Genomic DNA, 25,745 nt, shown 5'->3' with positions numbered 1-25,745 from the left:
AGATATATCCGAGAATTTCTCACAAAAAGCCCGCATGTTTGCGGGCTTTTTCGTGTTTAATTGATGTGGCTCTAACGCTGTTATCCTATTAGCGATTTTGCCGCAGCAATAATACCTTCAGCATCTAAGCCGTGCTCTTTGTACATTTCCTGTTGTGTACCTTGCAGGATAAAGCTGTCCGGTAAGCCAAGCATTTTCACAGCTTTTAATACACCGTTTTGCTGTAAATGCTCTAGTACAGCGCTGCCAGCACCGCCCATAATACAGCCGTCTTCTAAGGTTATAAGTGCGCTGTGTTCGTTGGCTGCTTTTAAAACAGCGTCGCCATCCAATGGCTTGATAAAGCGCATGTCGATAACCGTAGCGTCAATAGCCACTGCTGCTTCAAGTGCATAGGGCAATAAACAGCCGAAGTTCAAAATAGCAACGCTTTCAGATTTATCTTTCGCGGTTTCTCGACAGGTACGTGATTTACCAATCTCAAGCGCTGTCATGGCTTCATCTGGCGTAACCCCCATGCCTGCCCCGCGAGGGTACCGTACCGCCGCTGGCTTTTGAAGCTTGTGACCAGTGTAGAGCATTTGACGACATTCGTTTTCGTCTGAAGGTGCCATCACGACCATGTTTGGAATACAGCGAAGGAAAGCAATATCAAACGCGCCTTGGTGAGTAGGGCCATCGGCGCCAACTATGCCGGCTCTGTCTATGGCAAATAATACCGGTAAGTCTTGAATTGCCACATCGTGGATAAGCTGATCGTAAGCGCGCTGAAGGAACGATGAATAAATCGCAACAACCGCATTCATACCGTCTTTGGCAAGACCGGCGCCAAAGGTCACTGCATGCTGTTCGGCAATGGCAACATCGAAGTATTGTTCAGGAAAACGCTGAGAAAACTCAACCATGCCTGAGCCTTCACGCATAGCAGGCGTCACCGCCATAAGCTTAGGGTCTTGTGCTGCCATATCACACAGCCACTGGCCAAAAATAGCCGAGTAGGTGGGTGCAGAAGGCTTAGACTTAGGCAGTGCATTGTCTGCTGGGTTGAATTTTGGCACTGCGTGAAATTTTATCGGGTCTTCTTCTGCAACGGCGTAGCCTTTACCTTTTTTGGTGACCACGTGTAACAGCTGCGGGCCATCGAAGTTACGCATGTTGCGAAGGGTATCTACAACAGCATTGACGTCGTGACCGTCAATAGGACCTATATAGTTAAAGCCCAGCTCTTCGAAGATAGTACCAGGCACGACCATGCCTTTAAGGTGCTCTTCTGCACGGCTGGCAAACTCTTTAATAGGCGGTACGTTACTAAGCAGTTTTTTACCGCCATCGCGAATGGAGTTGAAAAAGTTTCCTGTCAGCAAACGCGCTAGGTGGCTATTCAGTGCACCTACGTTCTCAGAGATAGACATTTCGTTGTCGTTGAGCACCACCACCATATCTTTTTTGATATCGCCTGCATGGTTAAGTGCTTCAAACGCCATACCCGCTGTCATCGCGCCATCGCCAATGACCGATACCACTTTTCTGTCTTTACCTTCCTTTTCTGCCGCTACCGCCATGCCGAGCGCAGCGCTAATCGATGTAGACGAGTGGCCAACAGCAAAGGTGTCGTATTCACTTTCCGGCGGCCACGGAAACGGATGTAAACCGTTTTTCTGGCGAATGGTACTCATGCGCTCAGCACGGCCGGTCAAAATTTTGTGTGGATAGGCTTGATGGCCCACGTCCCACAACAAACGGTCAAAGGGGGTGTTGTATACATAGTGCAGTGCGACAGTAAGCTCTACTGTGCCTAAACCTGAGGCAAAGTGCCCGCTGGTTTGACTTACGCTATTAAGTAAGTACTCACGTAATTCATCGGCGAGCTCGCGTAATTTGTCTTGAGGCAGCTGCCTCAACTTATCAGGTGTTTGCGCAAGCGCAAGCGTTGGGTAATGTTGGAGATCTAAACTCATGTACTTATTATCTTTTTCAACATGGCGCGTGGCTAATGGTCGCGTTTTACCAAAAGCTCGCTAAACGCAATTAAACTGTCTGTATTGTAGGGCAAACGCGCCAATGCTTGAAGTGCATTATCATGAAGCATTTCTAATTCACGCTTGGCGCCTTCCATACCAAGTTTGGCCGGAAATGTATTTTTCCCTAACGCTTCGTCAGACCCTGCGGGTTTCCCTAATTTTTCGCTGCTGCCAACCACATCCAAGATGTCATCTTGAACTTGAAACGCCAACCCGATATCTGCAGCGTAAGCCATCAAATCAACTTTTGCCTCTGGCAATAAATCTTCACTTACTATAGCCACCATTTCAACACAGGCGCGCAGTAAAGCCCCGGTTTTCAACTTGTGCAGCCGTTTTAATTCATCAAGAGAAATACTTTCGCCAGTACTGGCCAAATCGATGGCTTGACCGCCACACATGCCCACATAGCCGGCACTTTTAGCTAACACAGATAATAGCTGAGGGCGTTTGGCTTCAGCGTAGGTGCTCAACGGTGCATCGGCTAATACGGTAAATGCAAGTGCTTGTAATGCATCACCTGCCAATATCGCTGTTGCTTCATCGAAGGCGATGTGACAGGTAGGCATACCGCGACGCAAGTCATCATCATCCATGGCCGGTAAGTCGTCATGAACGAGAGAATAGGCATGTACGCATTCAATGGCCATACTAATAGCCATTTGGTCCGTTTTAGGGACGTCTAGCGTATTTCCTACAACTTGCACTAGCAGCGGACGCATGCGTTTGCCACCAGCAAGCAGCGCGTGACGCATAGCGTCTTTCAGGCGCGGTGCGTAATCCGGTAGTTCATCAATCAGAGTAAGAAGAGATGCATCAGTTTGCTGTTTAACTTGCTGATGCAAAGCAGAAAAATTCATAGGTTGCCTGTAATGTAAAAATGAACAAATTAGGGTTGTTCACTTTCAGGTAGAGTGTGAAGGGTGTCTTCGCCTTGTTCACTAAGCAATATCTTTACTTTTTGTTCGGCGTTTTCAAGAGATTGTTGACCTTGACGAGAGAGGGCAATGCCTCGTTCGAACTTTTCTAGTGCTTTATTTAGCGGCAGATCACCGTTTTCCATTTCGTTAACGATGGCTTCTAACTCTGATAACGTTTCTTCGAAAGACGCGGATACTTTTTCTGTCGTCATAAAAACACTCATTTTAATGGCCAAAATACGTATACCGCGCACATTAACCGAGGGTTGCACAGGGGTCAAATGGTTTGTCTCTATATCGCCCATATCACCGGTATATCGCTTTTTTTTCATGCAGTACAAAAAGCAGTATTTAACCATTTTGTGCTATATTCCATGCTACTGCTAGGTGTCTTTTTTCTTTAGCGTGCTAACGTAACGCTAGAATAAACGCTTTAGGCATATAAACACGATAATGAAATAGGGTTATAGAAGGTGTAGCTAGCGTATTTAACGCCACCTACACTTCATAAAAAACAAATAAATGTGATATTTTTCAATAATGTCGTTTTAGTATTTCTATCTATTGCCGATAGAATATTGTACATCAACAGCACTGACTGCGCATAAATGGGGAAGAGTGAGTGGATTTAGCAACCGTCATAGGTATGTTGGGCGCCATTGGTTTCATAGTTATGGCTATGATCTTAGGCGGCAGCTTGGGCATGTTCATCGACGTCCAGTCAATACTTATCGTATTCGGGGGGACCTTATTCGTTGTTTTGTCACAATTTACGTTAGGTCAGTTCTTTGGCGCAGGTAAAATTGCAGGCAAGGCCTTCATGTTCAAAATTGAATCGCCTGAAGAGCTTATTGAGAAAATTGTTGAAATGGCAGATGCCGCGCGAAAAGGTGGCTTCCTTGCGCTAGAAGAGGCGGAAATTTCAAACGAATTTATGCAAAAAGGCGTCGATATGCTGGTCGACGGCCATGATATTGAAGTAGTCAGAGAGACTCTCGCTAAAGATATTTCGATGACTTCCGAACGCCATGATTTTGGTGCTTCATTTTTCAAAGGCATGGGTGATATTGCACCGGCAATGGGAATGATTGGTACACTGATCGGCTTGGTAGCCATGCTCTCTAATATGGATGACCCAAAAGCAATTGGGCCCGCGATGGCGGTTGCACTACTTACCACGCTTTACGGAGCTTTCTTCGCCAATGTTATATGTTTGCCAATTGCGTTTAAATTGTCAGTGCGCGCTGGCGAGGAAAAGCTAAACCAGAGCCTTGTTCTTGACGGAATAGTCGGTATCGCAGATGGTCAGAACCCTCGGGTGATAGAGGGAGTACTAAAGAATTACCTTGCGGCGAGTAAACGCGGAAGCGCAGAGGAAGAGTAATGGCTGAAGAAGAATGCCCAAAATGCCCCCCCGAGGGGCTGCCAGCTTGGATGGGAACCTTCGCTGACTTGATGTCATTGCTTATGTGCTTTTTCGTACTTCTGCTCTCATTTTCTGAAATGGACGTACTTAAGTTTAAACAGATAGCGGGCTCAATGAAGTTCGCTTTCGGCGTACAGAACAAAATTGAAGTAAAGGATATTCCCAAGGGAACAAGCGTTATTGCTATGGAATTCCGTCCGGGTAAACCTGATCCTACGCCTATTGAATCTATTCAGCAGCAAACCAATGAAATGACACAACAGATGCTAGAGTTCCAAGCCGGAAACGAGGACTCAGCGGGCGGTCGTCAGAAGCAGCGCGGCGAACAGCGGGGCGGTCAATCGCAACAAACCGCAACCCAGTCGTCCTCTTCGGCAGAACAAAGCACTGATCAGTCGCAAATGGCTGAATTGATGAAGAAAGTGGCGCAACAGTTAGAAAAACAAATTTTAGATGGCTCAGTTGAAATGGAGTCGCTAGGTCAGCAGCTTACAATTCGAATTCGAGAGAACGGTTCGTTTTCAGCGGGCTCAGCTTTCTTACAGCCGCAGTTTCAGCCCGTTTTAAGAAAAATCGGTACGCTACTCGCAGATGTGCCGGGAGAAATTGAAATTTCAGGGCACAGCGATGGTCAGCATATTGCCAATGAGCTATATCGCTCAAACTGGGACTTATCTTCACAACGTGCAGTTGCCGTGGCAGAAGCCATGCGTACAGCCCCCGGCTTTGATGAAAGCCGCATGTCGGTAGTAGGAAAAGCCGATACTGCCCCTATCGTGGAAAACGCAACCACATCCGCCGACAGGGCGAAAAATCGTCGGGTTGAAATAAACATTAATCAGGGTAAGCCAATGATATCTAAACCGATATCAGTGGTGGATGAGTAGGCGTTAGTGCGTGGTGTCGTTACTTGGTATGAATAAGAGTTGAATATAAACAACAGCGGCGCTGAATTCAGCGCCGCTTTATTGTTTTGCTGTACTAAACAAGCAACTGCACTAAACCCGAGCGAGTTCTTCTCTACAGTGTGGCTTAGAAATGACAAGCTGAACCGTGCTAATCGTTCTTTCTAAAAAACCGCCTTCACAGTATTTTAGATAGTAGGTCCACATACGCATGAAGCGCTCATCGTAGCCGTCGTTTAATAATTCGTCTTTAGCGGATATGAACGCCTCATACCAATGATTTAGCGTTTTCGCGTAGTCAACGCCAATGTCGTGAAGGTCACGAATCATCATATTGGTATACTTTTTAATATGCGCATTTAATTGATACTGAGACGGTAAAAAACCGCCGGGGAATATGTATTTTTGAATGAAATCTACGCTGTCTGCGTAGCTATCGTAGCGTCTGTCATCAATAGTGATGGATTGAAGGAGCATCAGACCATCGTCTTTTAAAAGCGATGAACACTTTTCAAAGAAGTTGCCTAAGTATTGTTTACCCACGGCCTCTATCATTTCGATAGACACAAGTTTGTCGTATTTTCCTTCCAACAAACGATAATCTTTTTTGAGCAGAGTAACCTTGTCGTCCAGCCCCTCCTTCGCAATCCAGTTCTTTGCCCAGGCATGCTGCTCTTCTGATATGGTAGTGGTGGTAACCTTACATCCATAATGCTTAGCGGCATAAACGGCAAGGCCGCCCCACCCAGTGCCGATTTCGACAAGATGGTCGCTCTCATTTAACTGCAACTTATCGCAAATGGCTTTTAGCTTATAATTTTGCGCTTCATTTAATGATGCATTTGGGTCGGGGTAAATCGCCGACGAATACATCATGGTAGGGTCTAAAAAACGGGTATATAGCTTATTGCCTAAATCGTAGTGGGCTTCAATATTTCTTTTAGCTTGGTCTGTGGTGTTTCGACGAGCAAAATGTTGAAGCTTATTAACAGGCATGGTGAGCCACTTAAATTTATTCTCCCACTCATCAAGAGTAGGCAAGTTTCTGGCAAAAATTCTCACTACTGCCGTTACGTCATCGCTGTCCCATAAGTCATCCATGTAGGCTTCGCCTGCGCCAACACTGCCTCCAAGCAAAAGACGACGGTAGGCCTTAACATCTTTGATATTTACCGTTGCCCGTAAATCGTCATTTTCTGTTCCAAACTTGGCGATATCGTCGCCATTTTCTTGAATAGTTAAGCTACCAAAAGGCAGTTGCTTTAAGCATTGTAAGAATAAGCTTCTACATGCTTTATCTACAAAAGAGACCTCTGAAGTGGTCATGAGTACAGATTCACCGAAAGACATTATTATTGTTCCTGACTTTTTTTTGGGTGTGTATACAGCGGCGTTCGTTTAAGCAGCAATTTAAGCGCATGCCAATAAATTCCGGCCATAGTTTTTAGTGTCATACTGGGTATACGTTTAAGTGCTGTAGATAGATTCGCATTATCTAAAGTAAATTTTGTTAAGTTAATGCCAGCGCTAAATTCTTTGTCCTCTCTTACGCAGTCCATCGCAAGAGAAAGTCTCGTTGAGGGTTGGGAGATTGACCATTGGTAAGTCATGTCCATTGGGTTAAACGGGGAAACGTGGAAAGCTTTAGGGGTATCGTCCTGTGTTGCTAGATTTACCAGATAATGGTGTCGCTCGTTCCATGGCGTGTTGCTTACCTCGGCTAATAAATGAGTGAACGTACCTTCTTTATTGCGTAAATAATAGAAATTGACGGGGCTGAAATATAGCCCCCACATGCGAAGTTGTCCAAGCATGAATACGTCGCCTTCAAGGCGCGTCCCGCCATTTAACTCACTCATCCTGTCAAGCACTGCTTGGTTCAGGGGTATTGATGGGGCGCCTAAATAGTCTTCACGCTTAAAACGCACTCTGGCTTTCTTTTTTGCTGAAAAGTGCTTAAGCGTATTTGATAAGGTTTCGAGTTCGCCGCGCTCTAGCTTTAGCCAAAACAAATAGATATCGTAGTCGAACTTGTGCTGAGTGGGCATAAAACGCTGATGGTAAACTTTACCCTTATAAATTGCGCTTTCAATCACAAGGTTTCACCAAAGCGTTCGCAAACATCCAGCGCGCTTTTTACACCGTCTTCATGAAAGCCGTTGTACCAATAAGCCCCGCAAAAATGAAGGTTATCGACACCGCAAATTTCGTTTCTTCTTTGCTGAGCCTTAACCATGCTGGCGCTGAACTGCGGGTGGGCGTATTGATAGCTCCCCAATATACTGGCGCGGTCAATTTCTGGCGTATTATTCAGTGTTACACAGTAGGTGTTTTTAGCTTCTAACCGCTGAAGAATGTTCATGTCGTAGGTCACAGATGCCGGGCGTTGCTCTTCTGTTGCATCTTCTTTTAGCCGGTAATTCCAGCTAGCCCATGCAAGCTTTCTTTTAGGAAGCTGAGAAACGTCTTTGTGCATAACGACATCGTTATCCGCGTAAGGAATACTGCCGAGTATCTCTTTATGAAGTGCTGAAGGGGCCTCAAGCATCTTTAATGCCTGATCACTGTGGCACGCGAAGACAACGTGGTCATAGCTTAAACGTTCACCGTTAGCGTCGGTGACTTCCCATGAATCTGTCATCTTTGCAACAGATACCACGGCCGATGATAATTTTATTTTCGATTTGAAGGGCGCTATCAAAGGAGGGATGTACTGGCTAGACCCACCTTTTATTGTGTACCACTGCGGGCGGTCGGTAATATTGAGCAAGCCGTGGTTATTGAAAAACTGTAAGAAAAAAGTCAGCGGAAACTTACGGGTTTGCTCCAAGCTGCTAGACCAAATAGCCGCGCACATAGGTAAAATGTAATAGCGTGCAAAGTCATCGCTAAGGCCTAATTCTTTGATAATGTCTTCAAGGGTAAGGGATGAAGTGTCGCGCTTTTCTGCAACCATGGCCTTACACGCTTTATTAAATGTAAGGATGTCTTTAACAATGCGCCAAAACTTCGGCCTCAAAATGTTGCGCCGTTGCGCAAACAAGCTGTTTAAATTATTGCCGTTGTACTCAAGGTTGGCCTTTTTGCTCATCACAGAGAAACTCATTTCTGTGGGCTGGTACGGTACATTAAGCTGTGTCATCAGCTTTATGAAATTAGGGTAGGTCCAGTCGTTAAAAACGATAAAACCCGTATCGATATTGTGTTCTTCACCCTCATCAATAATTGTTTTCGTAGCTGTATGGCCTCCAATATAGTCATTGGCTTCGTAAACGGTGATGTTATGCTGTTTATTTAAAAGGTGAGCGCAGGTAAGCCCTGAAATTCCTGTACCTATAACGGCAACTCTATTTGTCATTCTATTGTCTCTTATTGTTTTTCTCTCATCGCCAGCGATAAGCGCTTTTGTAGCGGGGTAGGCAGTACGTGCATTAGACGAAGAATAAAGCCAAACGCCCGAGGGAAGAATACCGACTGCTTATTGCTTTCTATTCCTTTAAGCATAGCTTCTGCGGCTTCTTCGGCACTAATTTTCATTGGCATTTCAAAGTCATTTTTGTCAGTTAATGGGGTTTCAACGAATCCAGGAGACACGGCCTGCACTTTAACGCCTTTCTCATGAAGGTCGACTTCAAGTGACTTGGTAAAGTAATGCAGCGCCGCTTTACTTGAACCGTATGCTTGCGTTTTAGTAAATGGAAGTAGTCTTGCCATGCTATCCACTATGACCAGCTTATCGCCTTTCTTAAACCGGGGTAACAGAGCATCTACACAATGAACCACGCCGAAAAAGTTTGGCTCGAAAACGCGGCGGAACATGTCGGGCTCGAAGCTATCGATATCAACATACTCACACGTACCTGCGTTCAGCACGGCAATATCAAACTTTACCGTTGCTAATGCGCGGCGAGCATCCTCTAGGTCGGTTACATCAAATTGACAAGCCTCGATGTTGCTGTAGCGACTCAGCTCATTTAACGTCTCTTCATTGCGACCGCACGCAATAACGCGGTAACCTTGATTAGCGGCGTGGGTGGCTAATGCTTTGCCAATACCTGAGGTTGCTCCAGTAATAAGAATTGATTTCACGATGCCAGCTTCCCTTTAATCTTTTTAATTACAAAACCTAAGATGGGTACGTGCTCATAAACCATTTCGCCCAAGTCGTAATAATCTTTGTGATAAATGATGGTGTCGTTAACCACGCCGAGTTGGGTCGTGCCGTCTAGGGTTATATGCTTACTGTTATTTTTAAGCGTCAGCCTCATCGTCCAGTTCACAACGTGGGTTACTTTGGACCTGCTGTCTTTTTCTTTTGAACAGACAAAAACGTCAGCGATATCAAACTTACAGCTTTGCGCTTGCGTCAACAAATTAGAAAAGTAACTTTTGACTTCGCCGATACCTTGGTGCGTAGTGATAGGATCGATGAAAACGATATCTTTTCCATAGACGCTTTCTAAGTCGTCTGGCGATATCTGACATATATCCGTGTAAATCTTACAAAAGCGGGAAATAACGTCCATACCCCTTCCTCTCGCTAAATTACTGATGAATGACCACAGGCAAATTCGTTAACAGTGTCTAGGTCTTAAATGAGATTAACTTTTAATCTAATCGCAAGTGGCTGATCTAATGTTTAATAATATTGTTAGTAAGGAATTAACTTACAGTAGTTTCCGTTGATAAGATCATGTTTTACAACCTGCCTGTGAAAATATTTCCCATTCGATCCTATTTGTACTCACTTGCGTAATGAATTTCGTGTTTTCGGATGTGATAAATATGAGTGTAGAACGTTTTCCATTGTTTCCTTTGTCCGCCCACCTTCTACCCGAAGGCAGAATGGCGCTGCGAATTTTTGAGCCGCGATATGTACGCATGGTTAAGCAGGCATGTGCCGAAAATAAAGGCTTTGTGATGTGTATGCTAAATGCAAATGGCGACAAGGATAAGAATCAGCATATCCATAAAATAGGGACGTACGCGCAGGTTGTAGACTTCGATATGCTCGATGATGGGTTGCTTGGCATAAAGGTTGCTGGTTCTCACTTAGTTGAGGTAAATAGCATCGAAGTTGAAAAAGACGGTCTTCGCACAGGAAACTGTAAAGCATTACCGCCTTGGCAGTGTGACTTAGCCCCTCAACAAATAGCGCCTATGGATGAGCGACTTAAAGAAATATTTGGAAATTACGAAGAGCTAGCAGCGCTCTATGAATCACCGAAGTTTGATTGCCCCAATTGGGTGTTAAACCGCTGGTTAGAGTTACTTCCTGTTGATGGCTCACAAAAGCAGCATTTTCTAGAACAGCGAGAGTGTACAAGTTTACTTAACTATCTCTCTGCCTTGATTGCATAGCTTAAAATGAATGAAGAGTTTCATTACAAAATCGTAATCCAATATTTGCGAATTTCGCGAACGTTTTAAGTCATTAAGCCGTAGAATGTCACAACCAAAACGGAAAAGCGGACGAATCTTATGTTAGTTGGAATTCCTTTGGAACAAAGTAACAGCACAATCAAACCTAAAGAGTGTGCTACTGAAATGTCTGATTACCTAGTCGCGGTTGCAGATGCTCGATGCAAGCGTTCATTTGCTCGAGTGTTCAACTATTTTGCCCCACGTTTGCGCTCTTATGCCCTTAAGCAGATGGGTAATGAAGCATTAGCAATGGAGCTTGTACAAGACACCATGTCGAATGTATGGCAAAAAGCGCATTTGTTTAATGCTGAGAAAGGCTCGCCTTCAACGTGGATCTTCACTATTGCACGTAATATACGGTTTGACATGTTACGTAAGCTTCAAAATAGAAAAGAGGACGTGTGCTCTGACGACCTGTGGCCTGTGTTATGTGAGCAGACGGCAGATGCGAACGAGGCGCCACTTGACGAGCAAGTCACTTTAGAGCAAATTGGCTATATGTTTGAATCACTTCCGGTTAAACAAAAGGCGGTGGTTGAAGCTATCTATATTGATGGCAAATCTCAGCAAGAAGTCGCTGACGAACTTTCTATTCCCTTAGGTACAGTAAAGTCAAGAACTCGCTTAGCGCTTCAACGATTAAAGGTCATGTTAAACGATAATGATTAGGTTTCACCCAAGTGCCCGACAGCTGTCAGACTTTGTTGAGGGCACATTGTCACCCGCAATATCATTGATGGTCTCAGCACATTGCGATATGTGCGAGAAGTGTCAGCGTTTTGTTGAGGTAGAAACAGAACGCCTTGCTGAGGATCTCGTATCTGGCGCAGGTGTAGGTGACAAGTTAGAGGTATCGTTTCAATTAGATGAGATGCTCTCTCAGATTACTCAACTTCCTACAGCACCGCAAATCGAATCAAAAGCAATCAAAGCTAACAACGCTGTTGCTTCACCACGCAATCAAGAAGCGAACATCAGTCAGCGCAAGGCTACGAATGCGATAGAGCTAGACGGAAGAGTCTTTACGCTACCCAGAACGTTACATCGCTATATCGATAAGACGGGAAATTGGTCGAGTCTAGTTGGAAAGCTATGGCAAGCGCCCGTAGATTTAGGTAACCAAGGCGTTGCGAACTTCATTTTTATGGGGCGGGGCGGAAGCGTACCAGAACATACCCACCGCGGCACCGAATACACGCTAGTTATCGACGGAGAATTCAGTGACGGCTTAAATCGCTACGATACTGGGGATTTTATTTTCATGGATGGAGAGAAAACTCACACGCCAAAGTCTGAAGACAAAGACGGGTGTCTTGTTTTTAGTATCGTCGACCAGCCACTCCATTTTACGTCTGGTTTGGCGAGATTGTTAAACCCCTTTAGCCACCTGTTTTTCAGATAGAGTAGGTTATCCGTGCGGGCTTACATAAACGTAGCCTCGATATGGTAAAATGAATAGTTAATACCAAACAACAAAAAACGCACCTAGGTGCGTTTTTTAGTTTCTGGTGTTAGCAACTCTGCTTAACTAATAAATTCGCTATCAGGGTAGTTAAGCTTTAACGTCTTCATCGCATTATCACGCAACTCTTTAAGCCCCAATTGTTCGTAACTTGAAACCATGATTTCAAGCGCCTGTTGAACCTGTGTAGTATTGGGGAAATGTTCAATCACGTAACGTCCGCGATTAGCGGCGGCAACGTAAGCTTGGCGTCTCATATAGAAGCGAGCAATTGCTATTTCATATCGAGCCAAACGATCTTTAATGTGTACCATACGCTGTTTAGCGTCAGCGGCGTACTTGCTATCTGGGTACTGCTGAATCAATCTGCGAAAATCTTCAAACGCTTGGCGAGACTTCGATGGATCTCTGTCCGTACGATCGATATTCATTAGCTCTTGGAAAAGATTGCTATCAGATTCCATGTTAGTTAAGCCACGCATATAGTAAGCGTAGTCAACATCTGAATGGTTTGGATTCAAGCGAATAAATCTATCGATAGTGGCGAGAGTTTCTTCGTTCTTACCCGATTTATAGTAGCTATAGATAAGGTCTAGCTGTACTTGGTGCGATAGAGGACCAAACGGGTAGCGCGAGTCTAATGCGCTGAGGGTTTGCGCGGCAGCACTAAAGTTCCCGACTTCCATGCTTTGCTTCGCTCTGTCATACAGTTGCTGTGCACCCATGTTAGCTAAAACGGCTTTCTCTTCTTTATCCGAAGAGCTACATCCTGCGACAGATACCATAGCACCAAGTAACACGGGTGCCAGTAGACGAAATGATTTCATAATAATTCTATTTTCCTGCTAAACAGTTTTAATACTTCGCTGTCTAAGCTCATGTGTTAAACAACAACACTTTAATTGCATTCTAACGTACTAACGATGAGAAAAACCATACAAAAACGTAAACAAGGCAGTGTACAGCGTGAATCCTTGTTATAATACCCTTTTTTAGACGTAATCAATGGTGTTATGACACAGTCGCCGAACACAATACAATTAGAAGCTTCAACGGAAGCTGCGCATTTTGGTTTACGGTTAGATCAGGTTTTAGCTGATTTGTTCCCAGAATATTCGCGTTCTAAGTTAAAAACTTGGATTCAAGACGGAAATGTCTCTGTGAATGGGGAGGTAATAACCGTTCCTCGTCATAAAATGCAAATGGACGAACTGGTTACAGTGCAAGCAGAAATGGATGTGCAAGTAACCAGCGAAGCACAAAATATCGCATTGGACATTGTTTATGAAGATGAGCATATTCTTGTCATCAATAAACCTGCTGATTTAGTCGTGCATCCTGGCGCGGGAAATCCAAGCGGTACAGTGCTTAATGCATTGCTAAATCACTATCCTGAAATTGACAAAGTTCCCCGTGCAGGCATTGTCCACCGTCTTGACAAAGACACCACAGGCTTGATGGTTGTGGCAAAAACAATACCTGCGCAAACGCACCTTGTTGACCAACTACAACGCCGAGAGATGAGCCGTGAATATGAAGCCATTGCTCTAGGCACTATGGTCGCCGGTGGTATTGTAGATGAACCTATTGGCAGACATGCTACAAAACGCACGCACATGGCAGTTCGCGAAATGGGCAAACCTGCAATTACGCACTTTCGCGTTATAGAAAAGTTTAGAGCTTACACCCATTTGCGCTTAAAACTTGAGACCGGACGCACCCACCAGATTCGCGTTCACATGGCGCATATAAAGCATCCATTATTGGGTGATCAGGTGTATGGTGGAAGACCGCGCTTACCTAAAGGTGCATCTGAAGATTTTATTGGGGTACTTCGCGGCTTCCAGCGCCAAGCACTTCACGCAGCGCAGTTGTCGCTTTTCCACCCAGAGACAGAAGAGTGGATGACGTGGAAGGCGCCTTTACCGCAAGACATGCAAGATTTGCTTAAGGCCGTTAAAAAAGATACTGAAGACAATCCTCAGGATATGCTTTAGCGAGTATTTAGACCTATGGCATCGACGACAGCGAACGCTTCTAAAGTTTCGACACTTGAGTTGATTGAACCTGCGTGGGCATGCCCGCCTAATATTGAGGCATACACGACCACGAGAATTGGCGGCGCGAGCCTAGGCGAGTTCGCAGGGTTAAATGTGGGGAGTCATGTGGGCGATGACTTGCTTTTGGTGAAAGCCAACAGGCGTCTTTTGCCCCATAGCGATAAAATTACCTGGCTAGAGCAAATTCACAGTAACCGTGTCGTTGCTTTACCTAGTGTAGATACCACAGCTGACGCGGCTTATTCTGCATCTAAGTCACATTTTTGTGCAGTAATGACCGCAGACTGTGTGCCTATATTGCTTTGTGACAAACAAGGCCGCGAAGTGGCTGCGGTACACGCCGGTTGGAAGGGGCTGGAATCGAATATTATCAGCAATGCAATTGCGCACTTTCGTGCTTCACCGGCAGACGTTATAGCGTGGATTGGCCCTGCTATTAGCGGCCCTTGCTATGAAGTGGACGCCGAGCTAGGCCGCAGGTTTTCCCATATTGACGGCGCTGTAGCGCCCAGTGACCAACCCGGTAAATGCTTATTAGATTTACCGCTGGTGGCGCAAGTTCAACTAGAACAGGCTGGTGTAAAAAGTGTGACGCAAAGTCATTGTTGTACCTATTCAGACGAACATCGTTTTTATTCTCATCGCAGAGCTACCCATCAGCATAAGCGCACCACCGGAAGGATGGTTAGTGTTATCGGTATACGCTAACTCACTGGTGCTGCGATTTTCTTCACAGGTTTAGTTTCAAACTGCGTCAATGTTTGCGCTACATCAAATTCATTGCATTAATTGTTATCATTTGGACTAACTTTTCATTCTCATACTTGAATAGCAAATCACCAGCCTACATAAATAGAACATAACAATTTTTTCATCTATTAGGTTGAGATTATGAGATTAGATAGATTTACCAGCAAATTTCAGCTCGCTATATCCGATGCTCAATCACTCGCATTGGGGCGCGACCACCAATATATTGAACCGGTACACTTGATGACGGCAATGCTTAATCAGCAAGGCGGCTCAGTGCGACCATTGCTCGATCAAGCTAATATCAATGTTAACGCGTTACGTTCTGCACTGAGTCAAGCAATTGAGCGCTTGCCACGAATTGAAGGCATTGGTGGCGATGTTCAGTTAAGCAAAGACAGCGGCATATTACTAAACCTTTGCGACAAAATAGCGCAGCAGCGAAAAGATGAATATATCACTTCTGAAATCTTTGTGCTTGCTGCCCTTGAAGACAAAGGGCGGTTGGGTGAAATTCTCAAGAGCTTAAATATTACCAAAGATGCTATTGAAAGCGCGATAGACGATATGCGCGGTGGTCAAAAAGTAACGGACCCTAATGCCGAAGACGTCCGCCAAGCATTAGAAAAATATACAACCGATTTAACCGAACGCGCAGAGCAGGGCAAGCTTGACCCTGTCATTGGTCGCGACGATGAAATTCGCCGAACTGTTCAGGTACTGCAGCGTAGAACAAAAAATAACCCCGTGCTTATTGGTGAGCCTGGCGTAGGTAAAACTGCCATTGTTGAAGGCCTCGCACAGCGTATTATCAATGGCGAAGTGCCCGAAGGACTTAAAAACAAGCGCGTGCTTTCCCTAGATATGGGGGCACTTGTCGCTGGTGCCAAATATCGCGGCGAGTTCGAAGAAAGGTTGAAAGCGGTGCTAAATGAACTTGCCAAAGAAGAAGGCCGCGTTATTTTATTCGTTGATGAACTGCACACCATGGTAGGAGCAGGGAAGGGCGATGGCGCTATGGACGCAGGCAATATGCTTAAGCCAGCATTAGCCCGCGGTGAACTTCACTGCGTAGGCGCCACCACGCTGGATGAATATCGCCAATATATCGAAAAAGATGCAGCCCTTGAGCGACGCTTCCAAAAAGTATTGGTAGAAGAGCCTAGCGTTGAAGATACTATCGCTATATTGCGAGGTCTAAAAGAGCGTTATGAACTCCATCACTCTGTGGATATTACCGACCCAGCCATTGTAGCGGCGGCAAGTTTATCTCATCGTTATATTAGTGATCGCCAGCTTCCAGATAAGGCAATAGACCTTATCGATGAAGCGGCATCGAGCATACGCTTACAGATCGACTCTAAGCCAGAAGATATGGACCGTTTAGAGCGCCGTATTATACAGCTAAAATTGGAAGAACAGGCGCTTGCAAAAGAAACCGATGATGCCAGCCATAAACGCCTGGAGATGATTGAACTAGAGCGTGAGCAAGCTGAGACTAAATACGCTGAACTTGAAAAAGTATGGCTAGATGAAAAAGATGCGATGCAAGGAACGCAAACCATAAAAGGTGAGCTAGAGCAGGCAAAACTTGATTTAGAAATCGCGCGAAGAGCCTCTGATCTTAACCGCATGTCTGAACTTCAATATGGACGTATACCGGAATTAGAAGCAAAGCTAGAACAGGCTGCGGAAAACGAGACTCGCGAAACCACATTGCTTAAAAACAAAGTAACCGACGTTGAAATTGCCGATGTACTTTCTCGGTGGACCGGTATTCCTGTGGCCAGAATGCTAGAAGGAGAGCGCGAGAAGTTATTGCGCATGGAAGATGTGCTGCACAAGCGGGTGGTTGGTCAAGAAGAAGCCGTTCAATCAGTTTCTAATGCAATTCGTCGCTCACGTGCTGGACTCGCTGACCCGAATCGCCCCATTGGTTCGTTCCTATTTTTAGGGCCAACTGGCGTTGGTAAGACTGAGCTGTGCAAAGCTTTGGCTGGCTTTATGTTCGACACTGAAGATGCCATGATACGGATAGATATGTCGGAATTCATGGAAAAGCATTCGGTTGCGCGTCTTGTTGGTGCACCTCCAGGTTACGTCGGGTATGAAGAAGGTGGCTACTTAACAGAAGCGGTACGTCGCAAACATTATTCGGTTATTCTACTCGATGAAGTGGAAAAGGCGCACCCTGATGTTTTCAATATTCTGTTACAGGTGCTAGATGACGGAAGGCTTACAGATGGGCAAGGTCGCACGGTAGACTTTAAGAATACGGTCGTGATCATGACCTCTAACTTAGGCTCAGACATCATTCAAGACAAGCACAATGAAAGCCAGTACGACGAAATGAAGGGGATGGTAATGAATGTTGTAGGGCAACATTTCAGACCTGAGTTCATTAACCGTGTGGATGACATTGTGGTATTCCACCCACTAGGGAAAGAGCAAATTAAGTCTATTGCTAAAATTCAGCTCGCTTCTCTGAGAGCCAGATTGGCAGACAAAGGTTACAAACTTACTCTGTCTGCTGCGGCAATGGATAAGCTGGCTGAAGCGGGCTTTGACCCTGTATTTGGCGCTCGACCGCTTAAGCGCGCTATTCAAGTGCAGGTGGAAAATCCGCTCGCCCATCAGCTGCTTGCTGGTGAGCTGATACCCGAATCGACCGTTCGAATAGATGCAGACGAGAGCGGGCTCTTTATAGTTAGTAACTAAAAGAAGACGTATTAATCATTACAAAGGCACTTCACTCCAGTGCCTTTTTTATTGCTTTGGTATAACCTTTTCCTTTAGTTTACAGGGAGAAAAAATCTTGTGATGAGTTTTAGGAGTTAAGCATGCAATCAGCCCCAATTATTAACGCATTTAAACGCGTGCTCGGGGAAAGTAATATTGCTGTGGGGCAGCGCCAAACAGAACACTATCGCAAAGGGTGGCGCTCTGGTGAAGGTGAGGCATTAGCCGTCCTTTTTCCGCATACGCTAATGCAGTATTGGGAAGCGCTTAAAGTTTGCGTTGAGTATAATTGTATTATCATCATGCAGGCCGCGAAAACGGGGTTAACAGAAGGCTCTACGCCAAGCGGTGAGGATTACGACAGGCCAGTAGTGGTTATTAATACTTTAGCCATGGATGACATCGTGTTGCTAAACAAAGGAAAGCAGGTTTTAAGTTTTCCTGGAGCAACGTTATTTAAGCTTGAAAAGGTATTAAAACCACTGGGGCGTGCGCCGCATTCCGTAATTGGCTCTTCGTGTTTAGGGGCATCTATCGTTGGTGGTGTTGCCAATAACTCAGGGGGAGCGCTAGTAAAGAGGGGGCCCGCGTATACAGAGTTATCGTTGTTTGCCCACGTAGATCAGAACGGCGAACTCACGCTTGTTAATCATCTAGGCATAGATTTAGGCGAAACGCCTGAAGAAATCATTGGAAATTTGTCGTCGGGCAATTATCCTACAACGCTACCTGCTACGGAAAAAAAAGCGTCAGCGAGTGATTATGTGCACATAGTTCGCGACGTAAACGCCGATACTCCAGGCCGTTTTAATGCTGACCCCACACGTCTTTATGAAGCAAGTGGCTGCGCCGGGAAAATTGCCGTGTTTGCGGTGCGCTTAGACACATTTGAAGTACCTAAAAAAGAACAGACGTTTTATATCGGAACAAACGATGCTGCTGTACTTACGCGCATTCGACGAGAAATTTTGTCGCAGTTCGACAACGTGCCAGAAGTCGGAGAATATCTTCACAGAGAAATGTTCGATATTGCTGATATTTACGGTAAAGATACTATTTTGAGCATTCAGCGTTTAGGCACAGATTCGTTACCCAAAATGTTCGCGTTAAAAGGGCGGGTGGATGGCGTGCTGAATAAGCTACCACTACTACCACCTTATTTTAGTGACAGGGTAATGCAGTTTGGCAGTAAGTTCTTCCCTGACCAGATACCGCAAAGTTTAAGAACTTTCCGCAACAAGTACGAGCATCACTTAATCCTTAAAATGAGCGATGGTGGTATTGAAGAGGCAAAAGCACTGTTATCAAAGCTGTTTACGCAAGAGCAATTAGACGGTGGGTATATTGAGTGTAGCGACGAAGAGGCCGCCAAGGCGTTTTTACTGCGATTTGCCGCCGCGGGCGCAGCGGTGCGTTATCAAACCTTACACCATAAGCAGGTGGGGGACATATTAGCGTTAGATATTGCATTAAGGCGTAACGATGAGTTCTGGGTAGAAAAGCTGCCAGCGCATATCGCCATGCATGTAGAAAAGCCCCTTTATTACGGGCATTTCTTTTGTCATGTTTTCCATCAAGATTACATACTTAAAAAGGGCAGCGACGCTAAAAAAGTAAAAGCGGACATGTTGGCGCTACTAGATAGCAGAGGCGCTAAGTACCCCGCAGAGCATAATGTTGGGCATCTATATGAAGCGGAGGACACTCTGCAGCAGTTTTACAGAGAGCTAGATCCTACCAATACCTTTAACCCAGGCATTGGTAAGATGGAGAAGCATAAACGCAATTGTTCATGCTGTGTTTAGCAAGAGATAAAGAGAGCCCTATAGGCTCTCTAATAATGCTCTAGCTTGTGGACGCCTAAAGAAAGGGCGCTCTACATTTACTGCATACTCTAGCTCTTTCTTCGCTTCCTCAATTCTATTTAGTTTAGCGAGGGTATAGCCTAGGTGGTAGCGAATATTTGGGTCGTTAGCATCCCTGGCAAAGGCATCTCGAAGCATTTTAAGACTGCCTTCGTAATCTCCTTGCAGCGCTTTAATATGCCCGTAAGTATCCAGTATTTTGGCTGAATTAGGCTGCAATTCGTAAGCTTGTCGGGCATAGTTTTTTGCCGTAACCAGCGACGTTTCAATATGCATGATAGCCAAACGGTTATAGGCTTCGGCGGGGTTGAGAAGGTTTGGCTCCTCAATAAGCGCTTTATAAAGCGCTATCGATTCGTCAAATTCTTGAATAAAGAATAAGTACTGAGCCAACAGATTTTTTGCTAGCAGGTTATTCTCATTTTCAGCAATGAGCTTACGAGCAGTACTCAAAAATACATCGACGAACTGTTCGTTCAGTGCGTAGTTGTATATAGCAATAAACGCTTGAGCAAATGTAGAGTCTACGTCCAGTGCTTTTTCGAAAGCCGCGATTGCACGCTCATTGTTGCCCTTATTTGCTTCTAAACGACCTTTCAAGAAATGATAGACCGGGTTTTGCTGCTGGTCTTTAGGAATGCTCGTTAGTAAAGATTGTGCTTTCTCGTTGTTTTGTAGGTCTAATAGCAGACTAGTGTAGCGCAACGTAACAAATGTACTTGAATTCGCTATTTCATAAGCACGTGCCATAGCATCTAAAGCGTCTTCATCGTTGCCAATGCTACGAGCTTGGTCGGCATAGGCAATTAACTTACCTGCATCGTCGTTTATGAAATTTCTTGCAATGCTCAGTGTTTTCTCGGCATCGGCACGCTGGTTATTCCCTAACTGAAGCGCTGCTTTACGAAGAAGGTAGTCAGCATTGTCAAAGTCATCTTTAATAAGCAGGTCTAAATGATACAGTGCATTCTTTGTATCGCCTTGTTGCTGATATAAAGATGAAACGCGCTCTCTCGCTCCGATATTCGAAGGATTAAGCGTTAATATATCAAGGTAAATTTGCTTCGCTTCATCTACATTACCCGCTTTGGTCAAGTTGAAGGCTTTCAGCATTAAGGTTTCATTATGCTGCGGTGACAGCTCAAGAAGTTCTTCTATTAACTGATTAGACGTATCCACGTTTCCTAAGCGACTTTCTGTCGCGGCCAAATTGAATTTAGCCGGAAAAAGGGTAGGGTTCTGCGCGAGCGCTTTTTCGATATTGGCTTTAGCTTCCGCCAATTGACCCTGTCTAATCAAAATGCCCGCTTTTAGGTTGTACACTTCAGCTTCGTCGGGAAACAGTTCGCTAAGCAGGTTGGCACCTTTTAGTGCGTTTTCAAACTGCTGTGCTTGTAAATTCATCAATGAATAAGTGAAAAGAAAGCCTGCGTTATCTTTGTAAGCAGGTAGGTTCTTCTCAAGAATACTCAAGGCTTCGGCTTGCTTACCTCTTGCAGCCATTAATTTGATTTTAAATAGCTGAAGCTTGTTTTCATTCGGATACTTGTATTCAAGGTTTTGCAAAAGGCGCTCAGCTTTAAATGCTTTGTTTTGACGAATAAACAAATCACCTAATAGCAATGCTGAGTCAGGGTCTTCCATTAGTGCATCTTGATGACGCTCAAGCAGCGCAAGCGCTTGCTTATCCTGCTGTGTAGCCATATAAACTTGGCTCAGCATTAATACCGCCTGCAAATCTTCCGGCTCTTGTTGCAGATAAGCGCTAAAATCTTTTGCTGCAGTCTCCATGTTGTTGTTGAAGAAGTTGGTTAAACCGCTTATGTAGAGCAACATAGGTTGAGAAGTTATGAGCTCAGGGTCAAGCTGTGCCATAAAATCATTAAGCTCTTTTAGCTTCTCGTTATCAATAGCTTGTTGGTTGTCTCTGCTTTGCAACCAGCTATTAAGTAAAATGGCCAAAGGATCGTTTGGCGTGTCTTCAATAATTTCATCAACGAATAGCTTGGCCGTATCATAGTCTTTCGCTTCTAAATACAAATCCACTAGATTTCGCAGCGCTATAGGGTCGTCGCGGTTAAATGTCAGCGCTTTTTGTAAGTGTGCCGTTGCTGCGTCAGTATCACCCTGTCGGTACGCAAGTTGCCCTTTCAAGCGCCATGTTATGGCGTTCTCAGGCTCGAGTGACATAGCCTTGTCGACAAGGGAGGTCGCTTTCGGTAAATCTTCATTTTGAAGGGCAATGGAAGCTAACCCATTTATGGCTGGCACAAAGTTAGGCGTACGTGACACAATAGTGTTGTAGTCGCGCAATGCACATTGTTCGTCTTCTAATCTGATGCACGCTGTTGCACGAATCATCAGCCACTCGCGCTCTGCTTCACCAGAGAGCTTGTTTAAATCAGAGAAATCTACAATTTCTTGGTACCTGTTAAGAAACAGCCAGGTGTTGCCCAGGGGTTCTGCCAAAAGATTGATATCAGCACCCATTTCCAGCGCTTCTACAAACTCCATTTCGGCCGCAGTAAGGTAGCCATTAATAAGCAATATTTCACCCATTAATATCTTTGCAGCCAAGTTTTCTGGGTCTTTTTGTAAGCTATTTTTAAGGTGAATATAGGCTTCGTCGTACTCGTTTTGATTAAACGCAGTGAGGGCCTTCTCATAGTCTTCTGATGTGGTAGCAAAACTGTTGAATACGATTAAAGATGAGGCAACTGCAGATAAAAGCGTGCGTTTTACAAAGCGCTTTTTATTATTAAAAAAATCCATATAAACCTTCGATATTTAGCCTAGCCACTGGCTTGAAAATAGCATAAAAAAAGGTGGCCTAAGCCACCTTCTAAAGATACGTGTTTTCTAAGCGTTTTTAAACAATTAAACGCGACGCTTACGTCTATAAAGAACAAGACCTAAACCTAAGCTCATCAGTGCTAAAGCGCCAGGTTCGCTTACTTGTCTAGGTGGTGGGGTTAGCTTACTTTCAAATTGAATTGATGATATTTTGAAAGCATCATTATAGTCGTGCCCACCAATGTCTCCGAAGGTCTTATTGTAAGCGCCCACTAGCCAATAATTAGAATATGTATTACTTAACGATTGTAGATTTGCAGACCCATTATTTTGGCTTCCAACGATGTTGAAAGAAGCAGAGATAGCGTTAAGCGTTGTTTGGTTTGAAACAATAGAACTCCACGAGGCAGATTCTATCTCAGCCGAATTAGCGATTGATACAACAGACACTTGTTGATCATAACCTGCGTGCCATCCGAAATCGATTTGAGAGATATTTACTTCTGAGTCAAAAGAAAATAGCAGATATTCGAAGGAATCTACAAACGTTCCGTTTATACTTTCACCATAGTTATCGATGGTTTGATGACTGCCTCTAGACTCCAGGTCATTTCTTATTCCATATCCCCAGCCGTTGACAAGTTGTGCTGTTGCAGATTCTACAGTGTCAAGATCATGGGTGACTGTGACTTGCCTTGGATAACATGCCCATCGCCGACATTGCAATTGAACATCAGTCTGTGATGAAGTTGCAGTATCCGCCCATGCGGATAGCGTTACATTCACACCGTCTATATCAATCCCTAAAGGGTTTAATACGTCTGAAGAGCTATGTGACATAAGGTCATATGAATACTCTTTAACAAGCGTATCTTCGGCTTTCAGGGAACTAACATGTAGCGCAAATAAAACAAACAGAGGAATTAATTTTTTCATTTTTACATACAACAACAACTACTACAGATAATATTTCTTAAGCATAATTTGTGCCAGAAATAAGTTGTTGTTATTTGGTGGTTTTTTCGCTGGTCTTGCTAGGTAGTAAAAAAAACTGACAGGTCGTACCACCTGTCAGTGATCTAAAGTCTAATTTCATTAAACAAGTTTTTTGCGGCGCCATATGACGAAGAGTGAGCAGGCCATGAGTAGGCCGATAGTTCCAGGTTCAGACACTTCGGTGGTATCTGGTGTACCCGCTGTTTCTGAGATAGAGAAACCGATATTCGCAAGTTTAAACGCGTCGTTACCTATTCTTCCGTCAGTTGTTTTACCAAATACAGTGTTGTATGCACCCACCAACCAATACTGGGCCGACTCAGTGAACGTAAAGTCTGCGCGGTTATCTAAATATTCACAACTCTCAATGTCGAATGAAGCTGACGTTAGGGCATCTTCAACAATATGACTCCATGTGTTAACGCCAGACGTTAGTTTTGAGGTGTTACTAAGCGCAGCCACAGACACTTGACTATCTCTACTATCATAAAGCCATGAAAAACTTGCGCCCGTTAGTGTCACTGCAGAGTCGAACGATAACAACACGAAGTCATAGTCACGTTCTACATTAGTCATACCGCTATAATAAGCGTTCGCGCTACCTTGAGAGTAATGGTTGATATTGTCAATGGCGTGGTCGGCACCGTCACGATAGTATACTTCATCATTGTTTGTTATGCCGTAAGCCCATTTATCTGAGATTTTTTCTAACTTGGCGCCAACGACTGTTTCGCCGGTAACTCCTTGTGTGTCAGAAAAGGCGGACATATTAATATTTAATCCGTCTATTTGAACAAAGGAATTATTCGCCTGATTGGTTCGTGTCACTTTGTCATCGACTAGATCGTAAGTGTATTCTCCCAACGGAGAGTTACATACATTGCTTTGATCGTTGTTTTGGCTCGATGACCCACAGTGAGAATAACTTTGCTTTTTATAGTAGGTAGCGAATACTGAATTAGCACTCAGGGTAGATAGCAAAGCTGTGGAAAGTAATAGTACAGTTTGCAAAGAAAACGTTTTTTGTAGCGTTCGCATAATTGCTTTCCTATATATGAAGCGCAAAGCACTTCAAGTACACGCCGAGTGATGTGTGCGCATATTATGCGAACACAAACTTGGTAGTACCTAATTTCAACATGGACTTGTATGATATATGAACGGTGAGCTATTTAAGGTATGTAACCGTATACCTAGTTATTAGTTGTTTGTTTAATCGTGAGCATAAGCGGTACTGAATAAATAGAAGCCAAGCGCCGGCATTGTGGTAGGAGTACGTGTAATCAATGCAAAGTTAATAACGTTTTGCAACGGCGTTATGTAAAGGAACGAGGCAGTCTTTTTACTTTGCTATGCGTTCCTGCATATCTATGAAATAATTAGTGCAATTGTATATGTAGAAGTATGAGGACATATGTCTGATCAAAAACGTAAAGGGATATACTTACTTCCCAACTTATTAACAACAGCAGGGTTGTTTTCGGGTTTCTTTGCTGTGGTTTCGTCAATGAACGGCAGGTTCGAAGCCGCGGCAGTGGCTATCTTTGTTGCTATGATTTTTGATGGCTTAGATGGGCGTGTGGCAAGAATGACGAACACGCAAAGCGACTTTGGTGCTGAGTATGACTCAATGGCAGATATGGTTTCATTTGGAATGGCACCTGCACTTGTTGCTTATAATTGGGGGTTAACTGAGCTGGGCAAGTTAGGTTGGTTAGCGGCCTTTATATATGTAGCGGGTGCAGCTCTTCGTTTAGCTCGCTTCAATACGCAAGTTGGTATTGCCGATAAGCGTTTCTTCCAAGGTCTCGCAAGTCCGGCTGCTGCGGCTGTTGTCTCTGGTCTTGTATGGGTTGGAGTTGAGTATGATGCTGTTGGTACCGACTATGGTTTAATAGTTGCTGCAGTAACTGGCTTGGCAGGTTTGCTGATGGTGAGTAACTTTAAATACAATTCTTTCAAAGAAGTTAATTGGCACGGTAAGGTTCCATTTGTAGGCCTTCTTTTAGTTCTCCTGATATTCGTCGTTGTAGCAACAGAACCCGCTTTAGTATTGTTCCTTGTCTTTGCACTATATGCGTTAGCTGGGCCTATCAATACTTTCCGTACCGTTGAGAAAGTAACGTTAGATGATGTAGTAGGCGATCACGAAGAAGACGCGGATTTTAAAGGTGATGCTAAGCGGGAAGATGAGCATCAAGAAAATAAGTAGTCTTTGCACTGTGTCTGAAGATAACCTTGTAAAAGGTAGGCAGCAATAGTTAGTGTGACTCTAGATTTACTCAGCGAAATTGTAGCAGTTTTGATAAAAGCGCTGGTTAAATACACGTTTAGATTAAAAAGCGACCGAAAGGTCGCTTTTTTTATGTTTATTTAAAAAAGTA

At 44.4% G+C, this 25,745-nt stretch carries 22 protein-coding genes; 10 read left to right on the top strand and 12 right to left on the bottom strand.

The annotated features are described in order from the left end of the window. Positions 1–80: 80 nt before the first annotated feature. Genes dxs through xseB form a run of 3 tightly spaced genes read right to left on the bottom strand, consistent with a single transcriptional unit; the run spans position 81 to position 3,153 of the window. Positions 81–1,958, bottom strand: a complete 1,878-nt coding sequence (gene dxs / locus ACTRWF_RS17150) for a 1-deoxy-D-xylulose-5-phosphate synthase (protein ID WP_012518937.1) — start codon at positions 1,956–1,958, stop codon at positions 81–83. Between the two features lie 32 nt (positions 1,959–1,990). Then, positions 1,991–2,881 (bottom strand): farnesyl diphosphate synthase, encoded by an 891-nt coding sequence (locus tag ACTRWF_RS17145; protein ID WP_012518936.1) that lies wholly within the window; start codon positions 2,879–2,881, stop codon positions 1,991–1,993. A 29-nt stretch (positions 2,882–2,910) separates the two neighbouring features. Further along, positions 2,911–3,153, bottom strand: coding sequence for an exodeoxyribonuclease VII small subunit (gene xseB, locus ACTRWF_RS17140; RefSeq protein ID WP_041703373.1), 243 nt, complete (start codon positions 3,151–3,153; stop codon positions 2,911–2,913). A gap of 410 nt (positions 3,154–3,563) precedes the next feature. Between xseB and pomA the strand changes: the two genes are divergently transcribed. Then, complete coding sequence (gene pomA, locus ACTRWF_RS17135) at positions 3,564–4,325, top strand: flagellar motor protein PomA (protein ID WP_012518934.1); 762 nt, start codon at positions 3,564–3,566, stop codon at positions 4,323–4,325. After that, a complete protein-coding gene (locus ACTRWF_RS17130; RefSeq protein WP_012518933.1) occupies positions 4,325–5,254 on the top strand; it encodes a flagellar motor protein MotB in 930 nt (309 codons plus the stop codon). Before pomA ends, ACTRWF_RS17130 begins: the two co-directional genes overlap by 1 nt. Before the next feature lie 111 nt (positions 5,255–5,365). Here ACTRWF_RS17130 and ACTRWF_RS17125 read toward each other — a convergent pair whose 3' ends face one another. The 5 genes from ACTRWF_RS17125 to ACTRWF_RS17105 are packed head-to-tail and all read right to left on the bottom strand — an operon-like array spanning position 5,366 to position 9,798. Next, on the bottom strand, positions 5,366–6,622 hold the full coding sequence (locus tag ACTRWF_RS17125) for a class I SAM-dependent methyltransferase (protein ID WP_462835927.1): 1,257 nt from the start codon (positions 6,620–6,622) through the stop codon (positions 5,366–5,368). Positions 6,623–6,624: 2 nt separating this feature from the next. After that, positions 6,625–7,368 carry a DUF1365 domain-containing protein gene (locus tag ACTRWF_RS17120; RefSeq protein ID WP_012518931.1) on the bottom strand — a complete coding sequence of 248 codons (744 nt, stop codon included), beginning with the start codon at positions 7,366–7,368 and terminating at the stop codon, positions 6,625–6,627. Beyond that, positions 7,365–8,630: an NAD(P)/FAD-dependent oxidoreductase gene (locus ACTRWF_RS17115; protein WP_012518930.1), complete on the bottom strand. Its 1,266-nt coding sequence runs from the start codon at positions 8,628–8,630 to the stop codon at positions 7,365–7,367. The genes ACTRWF_RS17120 and ACTRWF_RS17115 overlap by 4 nt, the downstream gene beginning before the upstream one ends. An 11-nt stretch (positions 8,631–8,641) precedes the next feature. Beyond that, positions 8,642–9,361, bottom strand: a complete 720-nt coding sequence (locus ACTRWF_RS17110; RefSeq protein WP_012518929.1) for an SDR family NAD(P)-dependent oxidoreductase — start codon at positions 9,359–9,361, stop codon at positions 8,642–8,644. After that, complete coding sequence (locus ACTRWF_RS17105) at positions 9,358–9,798, bottom strand: nuclear transport factor 2 family protein (protein WP_012518928.1); 441 nt, start codon at positions 9,796–9,798, stop codon at positions 9,358–9,360. The genes ACTRWF_RS17110 and ACTRWF_RS17105 overlap by 4 nt, the downstream gene beginning before the upstream one ends. Positions 9,799–10,057: 259 nt before the next feature. Between ACTRWF_RS17105 and ACTRWF_RS17100 the strand changes: the two genes are divergently transcribed. The 3 genes from ACTRWF_RS17100 (at position 10,058) to ACTRWF_RS17090 (ending at position 12,098) form a co-directional block, all read left to right on the top strand. After that, positions 10,058–10,633 carry an LON peptidase substrate-binding domain-containing protein gene (locus ACTRWF_RS17100; RefSeq protein WP_278383103.1) on the top strand — a complete coding sequence of 192 codons (576 nt, stop codon included), beginning with the start codon at positions 10,058–10,060 and terminating at the stop codon, positions 10,631–10,633. Positions 10,634–10,753: 120 nt separating this feature from the next. Then, the gene (locus tag ACTRWF_RS17095; protein ID WP_012518926.1) at positions 10,754–11,365 is read left to right on the top strand and encodes a sigma-70 family RNA polymerase sigma factor; all 612 of its coding nucleotides are present in this window, start codon (positions 10,754–10,756) and stop codon (positions 11,363–11,365) included. Further along, positions 11,358–12,098, top strand: coding sequence for a ChrR family anti-sigma-E factor (locus tag ACTRWF_RS17090; RefSeq protein WP_348680918.1), 741 nt, complete (start codon positions 11,358–11,360; stop codon positions 12,096–12,098). Before ACTRWF_RS17095 ends, ACTRWF_RS17090 begins: the two co-directional genes overlap by 8 nt. A gap of 122 nt (positions 12,099–12,220) precedes the next feature. Here ACTRWF_RS17090 and ACTRWF_RS17085 read toward each other — a convergent pair whose 3' ends face one another. Then, the gene (locus ACTRWF_RS17085) at positions 12,221–12,985 is read right to left on the bottom strand and encodes an outer membrane protein assembly factor BamD (protein ID WP_012518924.1); all 765 of its coding nucleotides are present in this window, start codon (positions 12,983–12,985) and stop codon (positions 12,221–12,223) included. 186 nt (positions 12,986–13,171) lie between these two features. Here ACTRWF_RS17085 and rluD point away from each other — a divergent pair, with 186 nt between their 5' ends. The 4 genes from rluD to dld all read left to right on the top strand — a co-directional run bounded on the left by rluD (position 13,172) and on the right by dld (position 19,512). Continuing rightward, positions 13,172–14,155 (top strand): 23S rRNA pseudouridine(1911/1915/1917) synthase RluD, encoded by a 984-nt coding sequence (rluD, locus tag ACTRWF_RS17080; RefSeq protein ID WP_278383106.1) that lies wholly within the window; start codon positions 13,172–13,174, stop codon positions 14,153–14,155. Between the two features lie 15 nt (positions 14,156–14,170). Then, complete coding sequence (gene pgeF / locus ACTRWF_RS17075) at positions 14,171–14,926, top strand: peptidoglycan editing factor PgeF (RefSeq protein WP_462835926.1); 756 nt, start codon at positions 14,171–14,173, stop codon at positions 14,924–14,926. A gap of 183 nt (positions 14,927–15,109) precedes the next feature. Continuing rightward, positions 15,110–17,686 (top strand): ATP-dependent chaperone ClpB, encoded by a 2,577-nt coding sequence (gene clpB / locus ACTRWF_RS17070; RefSeq protein ID WP_462835925.1) that lies wholly within the window; start codon positions 15,110–15,112, stop codon positions 17,684–17,686. Positions 17,687–17,808: 122 nt separating this feature from the next. Continuing rightward, complete coding sequence (gene dld / locus ACTRWF_RS17065) at positions 17,809–19,512, top strand: D-lactate dehydrogenase (protein ID WP_462835924.1); 1,704 nt, start codon at positions 17,809–17,811, stop codon at positions 19,510–19,512. An 18-nt stretch (positions 19,513–19,530) separates the two neighbouring features. Here dld and prsT read toward each other — a convergent pair whose 3' ends face one another. The 3 genes from prsT to xdp1 (ACTRWF_RS17050) form a co-directional block, all read right to left on the bottom strand. Further along, positions 19,531–22,344: an XrtA/PEP-CTERM system TPR-repeat protein PrsT gene (gene prsT, locus ACTRWF_RS17060; RefSeq protein ID WP_462835923.1), complete on the bottom strand. Its 2,814-nt coding sequence runs from the start codon at positions 22,342–22,344 to the stop codon at positions 19,531–19,533. Positions 22,345–22,449: 105 nt separating this feature from the next. Then, positions 22,450–23,301, bottom strand: coding sequence for an exosortase-dependent surface protein XDP1 (gene xdp1 / locus ACTRWF_RS17055; RefSeq protein WP_043959891.1), 852 nt, complete (start codon positions 23,299–23,301; stop codon positions 22,450–22,452). A gap of 159 nt (positions 23,302–23,460) precedes the next feature. Continuing rightward, on the bottom strand, positions 23,461–24,399 hold the full coding sequence (gene xdp1, locus ACTRWF_RS17050; RefSeq protein ID WP_020743910.1) for an exosortase-dependent surface protein XDP1: 939 nt from the start codon (positions 24,397–24,399) through the stop codon (positions 23,461–23,463). 376 nt (positions 24,400–24,775) lie between these two features. On the opposite strand from xdp1 (ACTRWF_RS17050), the gene pssA reads away from it, so the two are divergent. Beyond that, positions 24,776–25,573 carry a CDP-diacylglycerol--serine O-phosphatidyltransferase gene (gene pssA / locus ACTRWF_RS17045; RefSeq protein WP_020744782.1) on the top strand — a complete coding sequence of 266 codons (798 nt, stop codon included), beginning with the start codon at positions 24,776–24,778 and terminating at the stop codon, positions 25,571–25,573. Positions 25,574–25,745 lie beyond the last annotated feature (172 nt).

It is taken from the genome of Alteromonas sp. G5_S2_22_S1, assembly GCF_054968525.1.
The sequence above is the reverse complement of the archived record's forward strand: the minus strand, read 5'-3'. Positions and strand labels throughout refer to the sequence as shown.

Excerpts from the sequence above, each read along its gene's own strand:
- pssA (WP_020744782.1), top strand. The coding sequence starts at position 24,776 with ATGTCTGATCAAAAACGTAAAGGGATATACTTACTTCCCAACTTATTA.
- xseB (WP_041703373.1), bottom strand. The coding sequence starts at position 3,153 with ATGACGACAGAAAAAGTATCCGCGTCTTTCGAAGAAACGTTATCAGAG.
- prsT (WP_462835923.1), bottom strand. The coding sequence starts at position 22,344 with ATGGATTTTTTTAATAATAAAAAGCGCTTTGTAAAACGCACGCTTTTA.
- dld (WP_462835924.1), top strand. The coding sequence starts at position 17,809 with ATGCAATCAGCCCCAATTATTAACGCATTTAAACGCGTGCTCGGGGAA.
- rluD (WP_278383106.1), top strand. The coding sequence starts at position 13,172 with ATGACACAGTCGCCGAACACAATACAATTAGAAGCTTCAACGGAAGCT.
- pgeF (WP_462835926.1), top strand. The coding sequence starts at position 14,171 with ATGGCATCGACGACAGCGAACGCTTCTAAAGTTTCGACACTTGAGTTG.
- ACTRWF_RS17095 (WP_012518926.1), top strand. The coding sequence starts at position 10,754 with ATGTTAGTTGGAATTCCTTTGGAACAAAGTAACAGCACAATCAAACCT.
- ACTRWF_RS17090 (WP_348680918.1), top strand. The coding sequence starts at position 11,358 with ATGATTAGGTTTCACCCAAGTGCCCGACAGCTGTCAGACTTTGTTGAG.
- ACTRWF_RS17125 (WP_462835927.1), bottom strand. The coding sequence starts at position 6,622 with ATGTCTTTCGGTGAATCTGTACTCATGACCACTTCAGAGGTCTCTTTT.
- xdp1 (WP_020743910.1), bottom strand. The coding sequence starts at position 24,399 with ATGCGAACGCTACAAAAAACGTTTTCTTTGCAAACTGTACTATTACTT.
- ACTRWF_RS17085 (WP_012518924.1), bottom strand. The coding sequence starts at position 12,985 with ATGAAATCATTTCGTCTACTGGCACCCGTGTTACTTGGTGCTATGGTA.
- ACTRWF_RS17105 (WP_012518928.1), bottom strand. The coding sequence starts at position 9,798 with ATGGACGTTATTTCCCGCTTTTGTAAGATTTACACGGATATATGTCAG.
- ACTRWF_RS17115 (WP_012518930.1), bottom strand. The coding sequence starts at position 8,630 with ATGACAAATAGAGTTGCCGTTATAGGTACAGGAATTTCAGGGCTTACC.
- xdp1 (WP_043959891.1), bottom strand. The coding sequence starts at position 23,301 with ATGAAAAAATTAATTCCTCTGTTTGTTTTATTTGCGCTACATGTTAGT.
- ACTRWF_RS17130 (WP_012518933.1), top strand. The coding sequence starts at position 4,325 with ATGGCTGAAGAAGAATGCCCAAAATGCCCCCCCGAGGGGCTGCCAGCT.
- dxs (WP_012518937.1), bottom strand. The coding sequence starts at position 1,958 with ATGAGTTTAGATCTCCAACATTACCCAACGCTTGCGCTTGCGCAAACA.
- ACTRWF_RS17100 (WP_278383103.1), top strand. The coding sequence starts at position 10,058 with ATGAGTGTAGAACGTTTTCCATTGTTTCCTTTGTCCGCCCACCTTCTA.
- ACTRWF_RS17145 (WP_012518936.1), bottom strand. The coding sequence starts at position 2,881 with ATGAATTTTTCTGCTTTGCATCAGCAAGTTAAACAGCAAACTGATGCA.
- clpB (WP_462835925.1), top strand. The coding sequence starts at position 15,110 with ATGAGATTAGATAGATTTACCAGCAAATTTCAGCTCGCTATATCCGAT.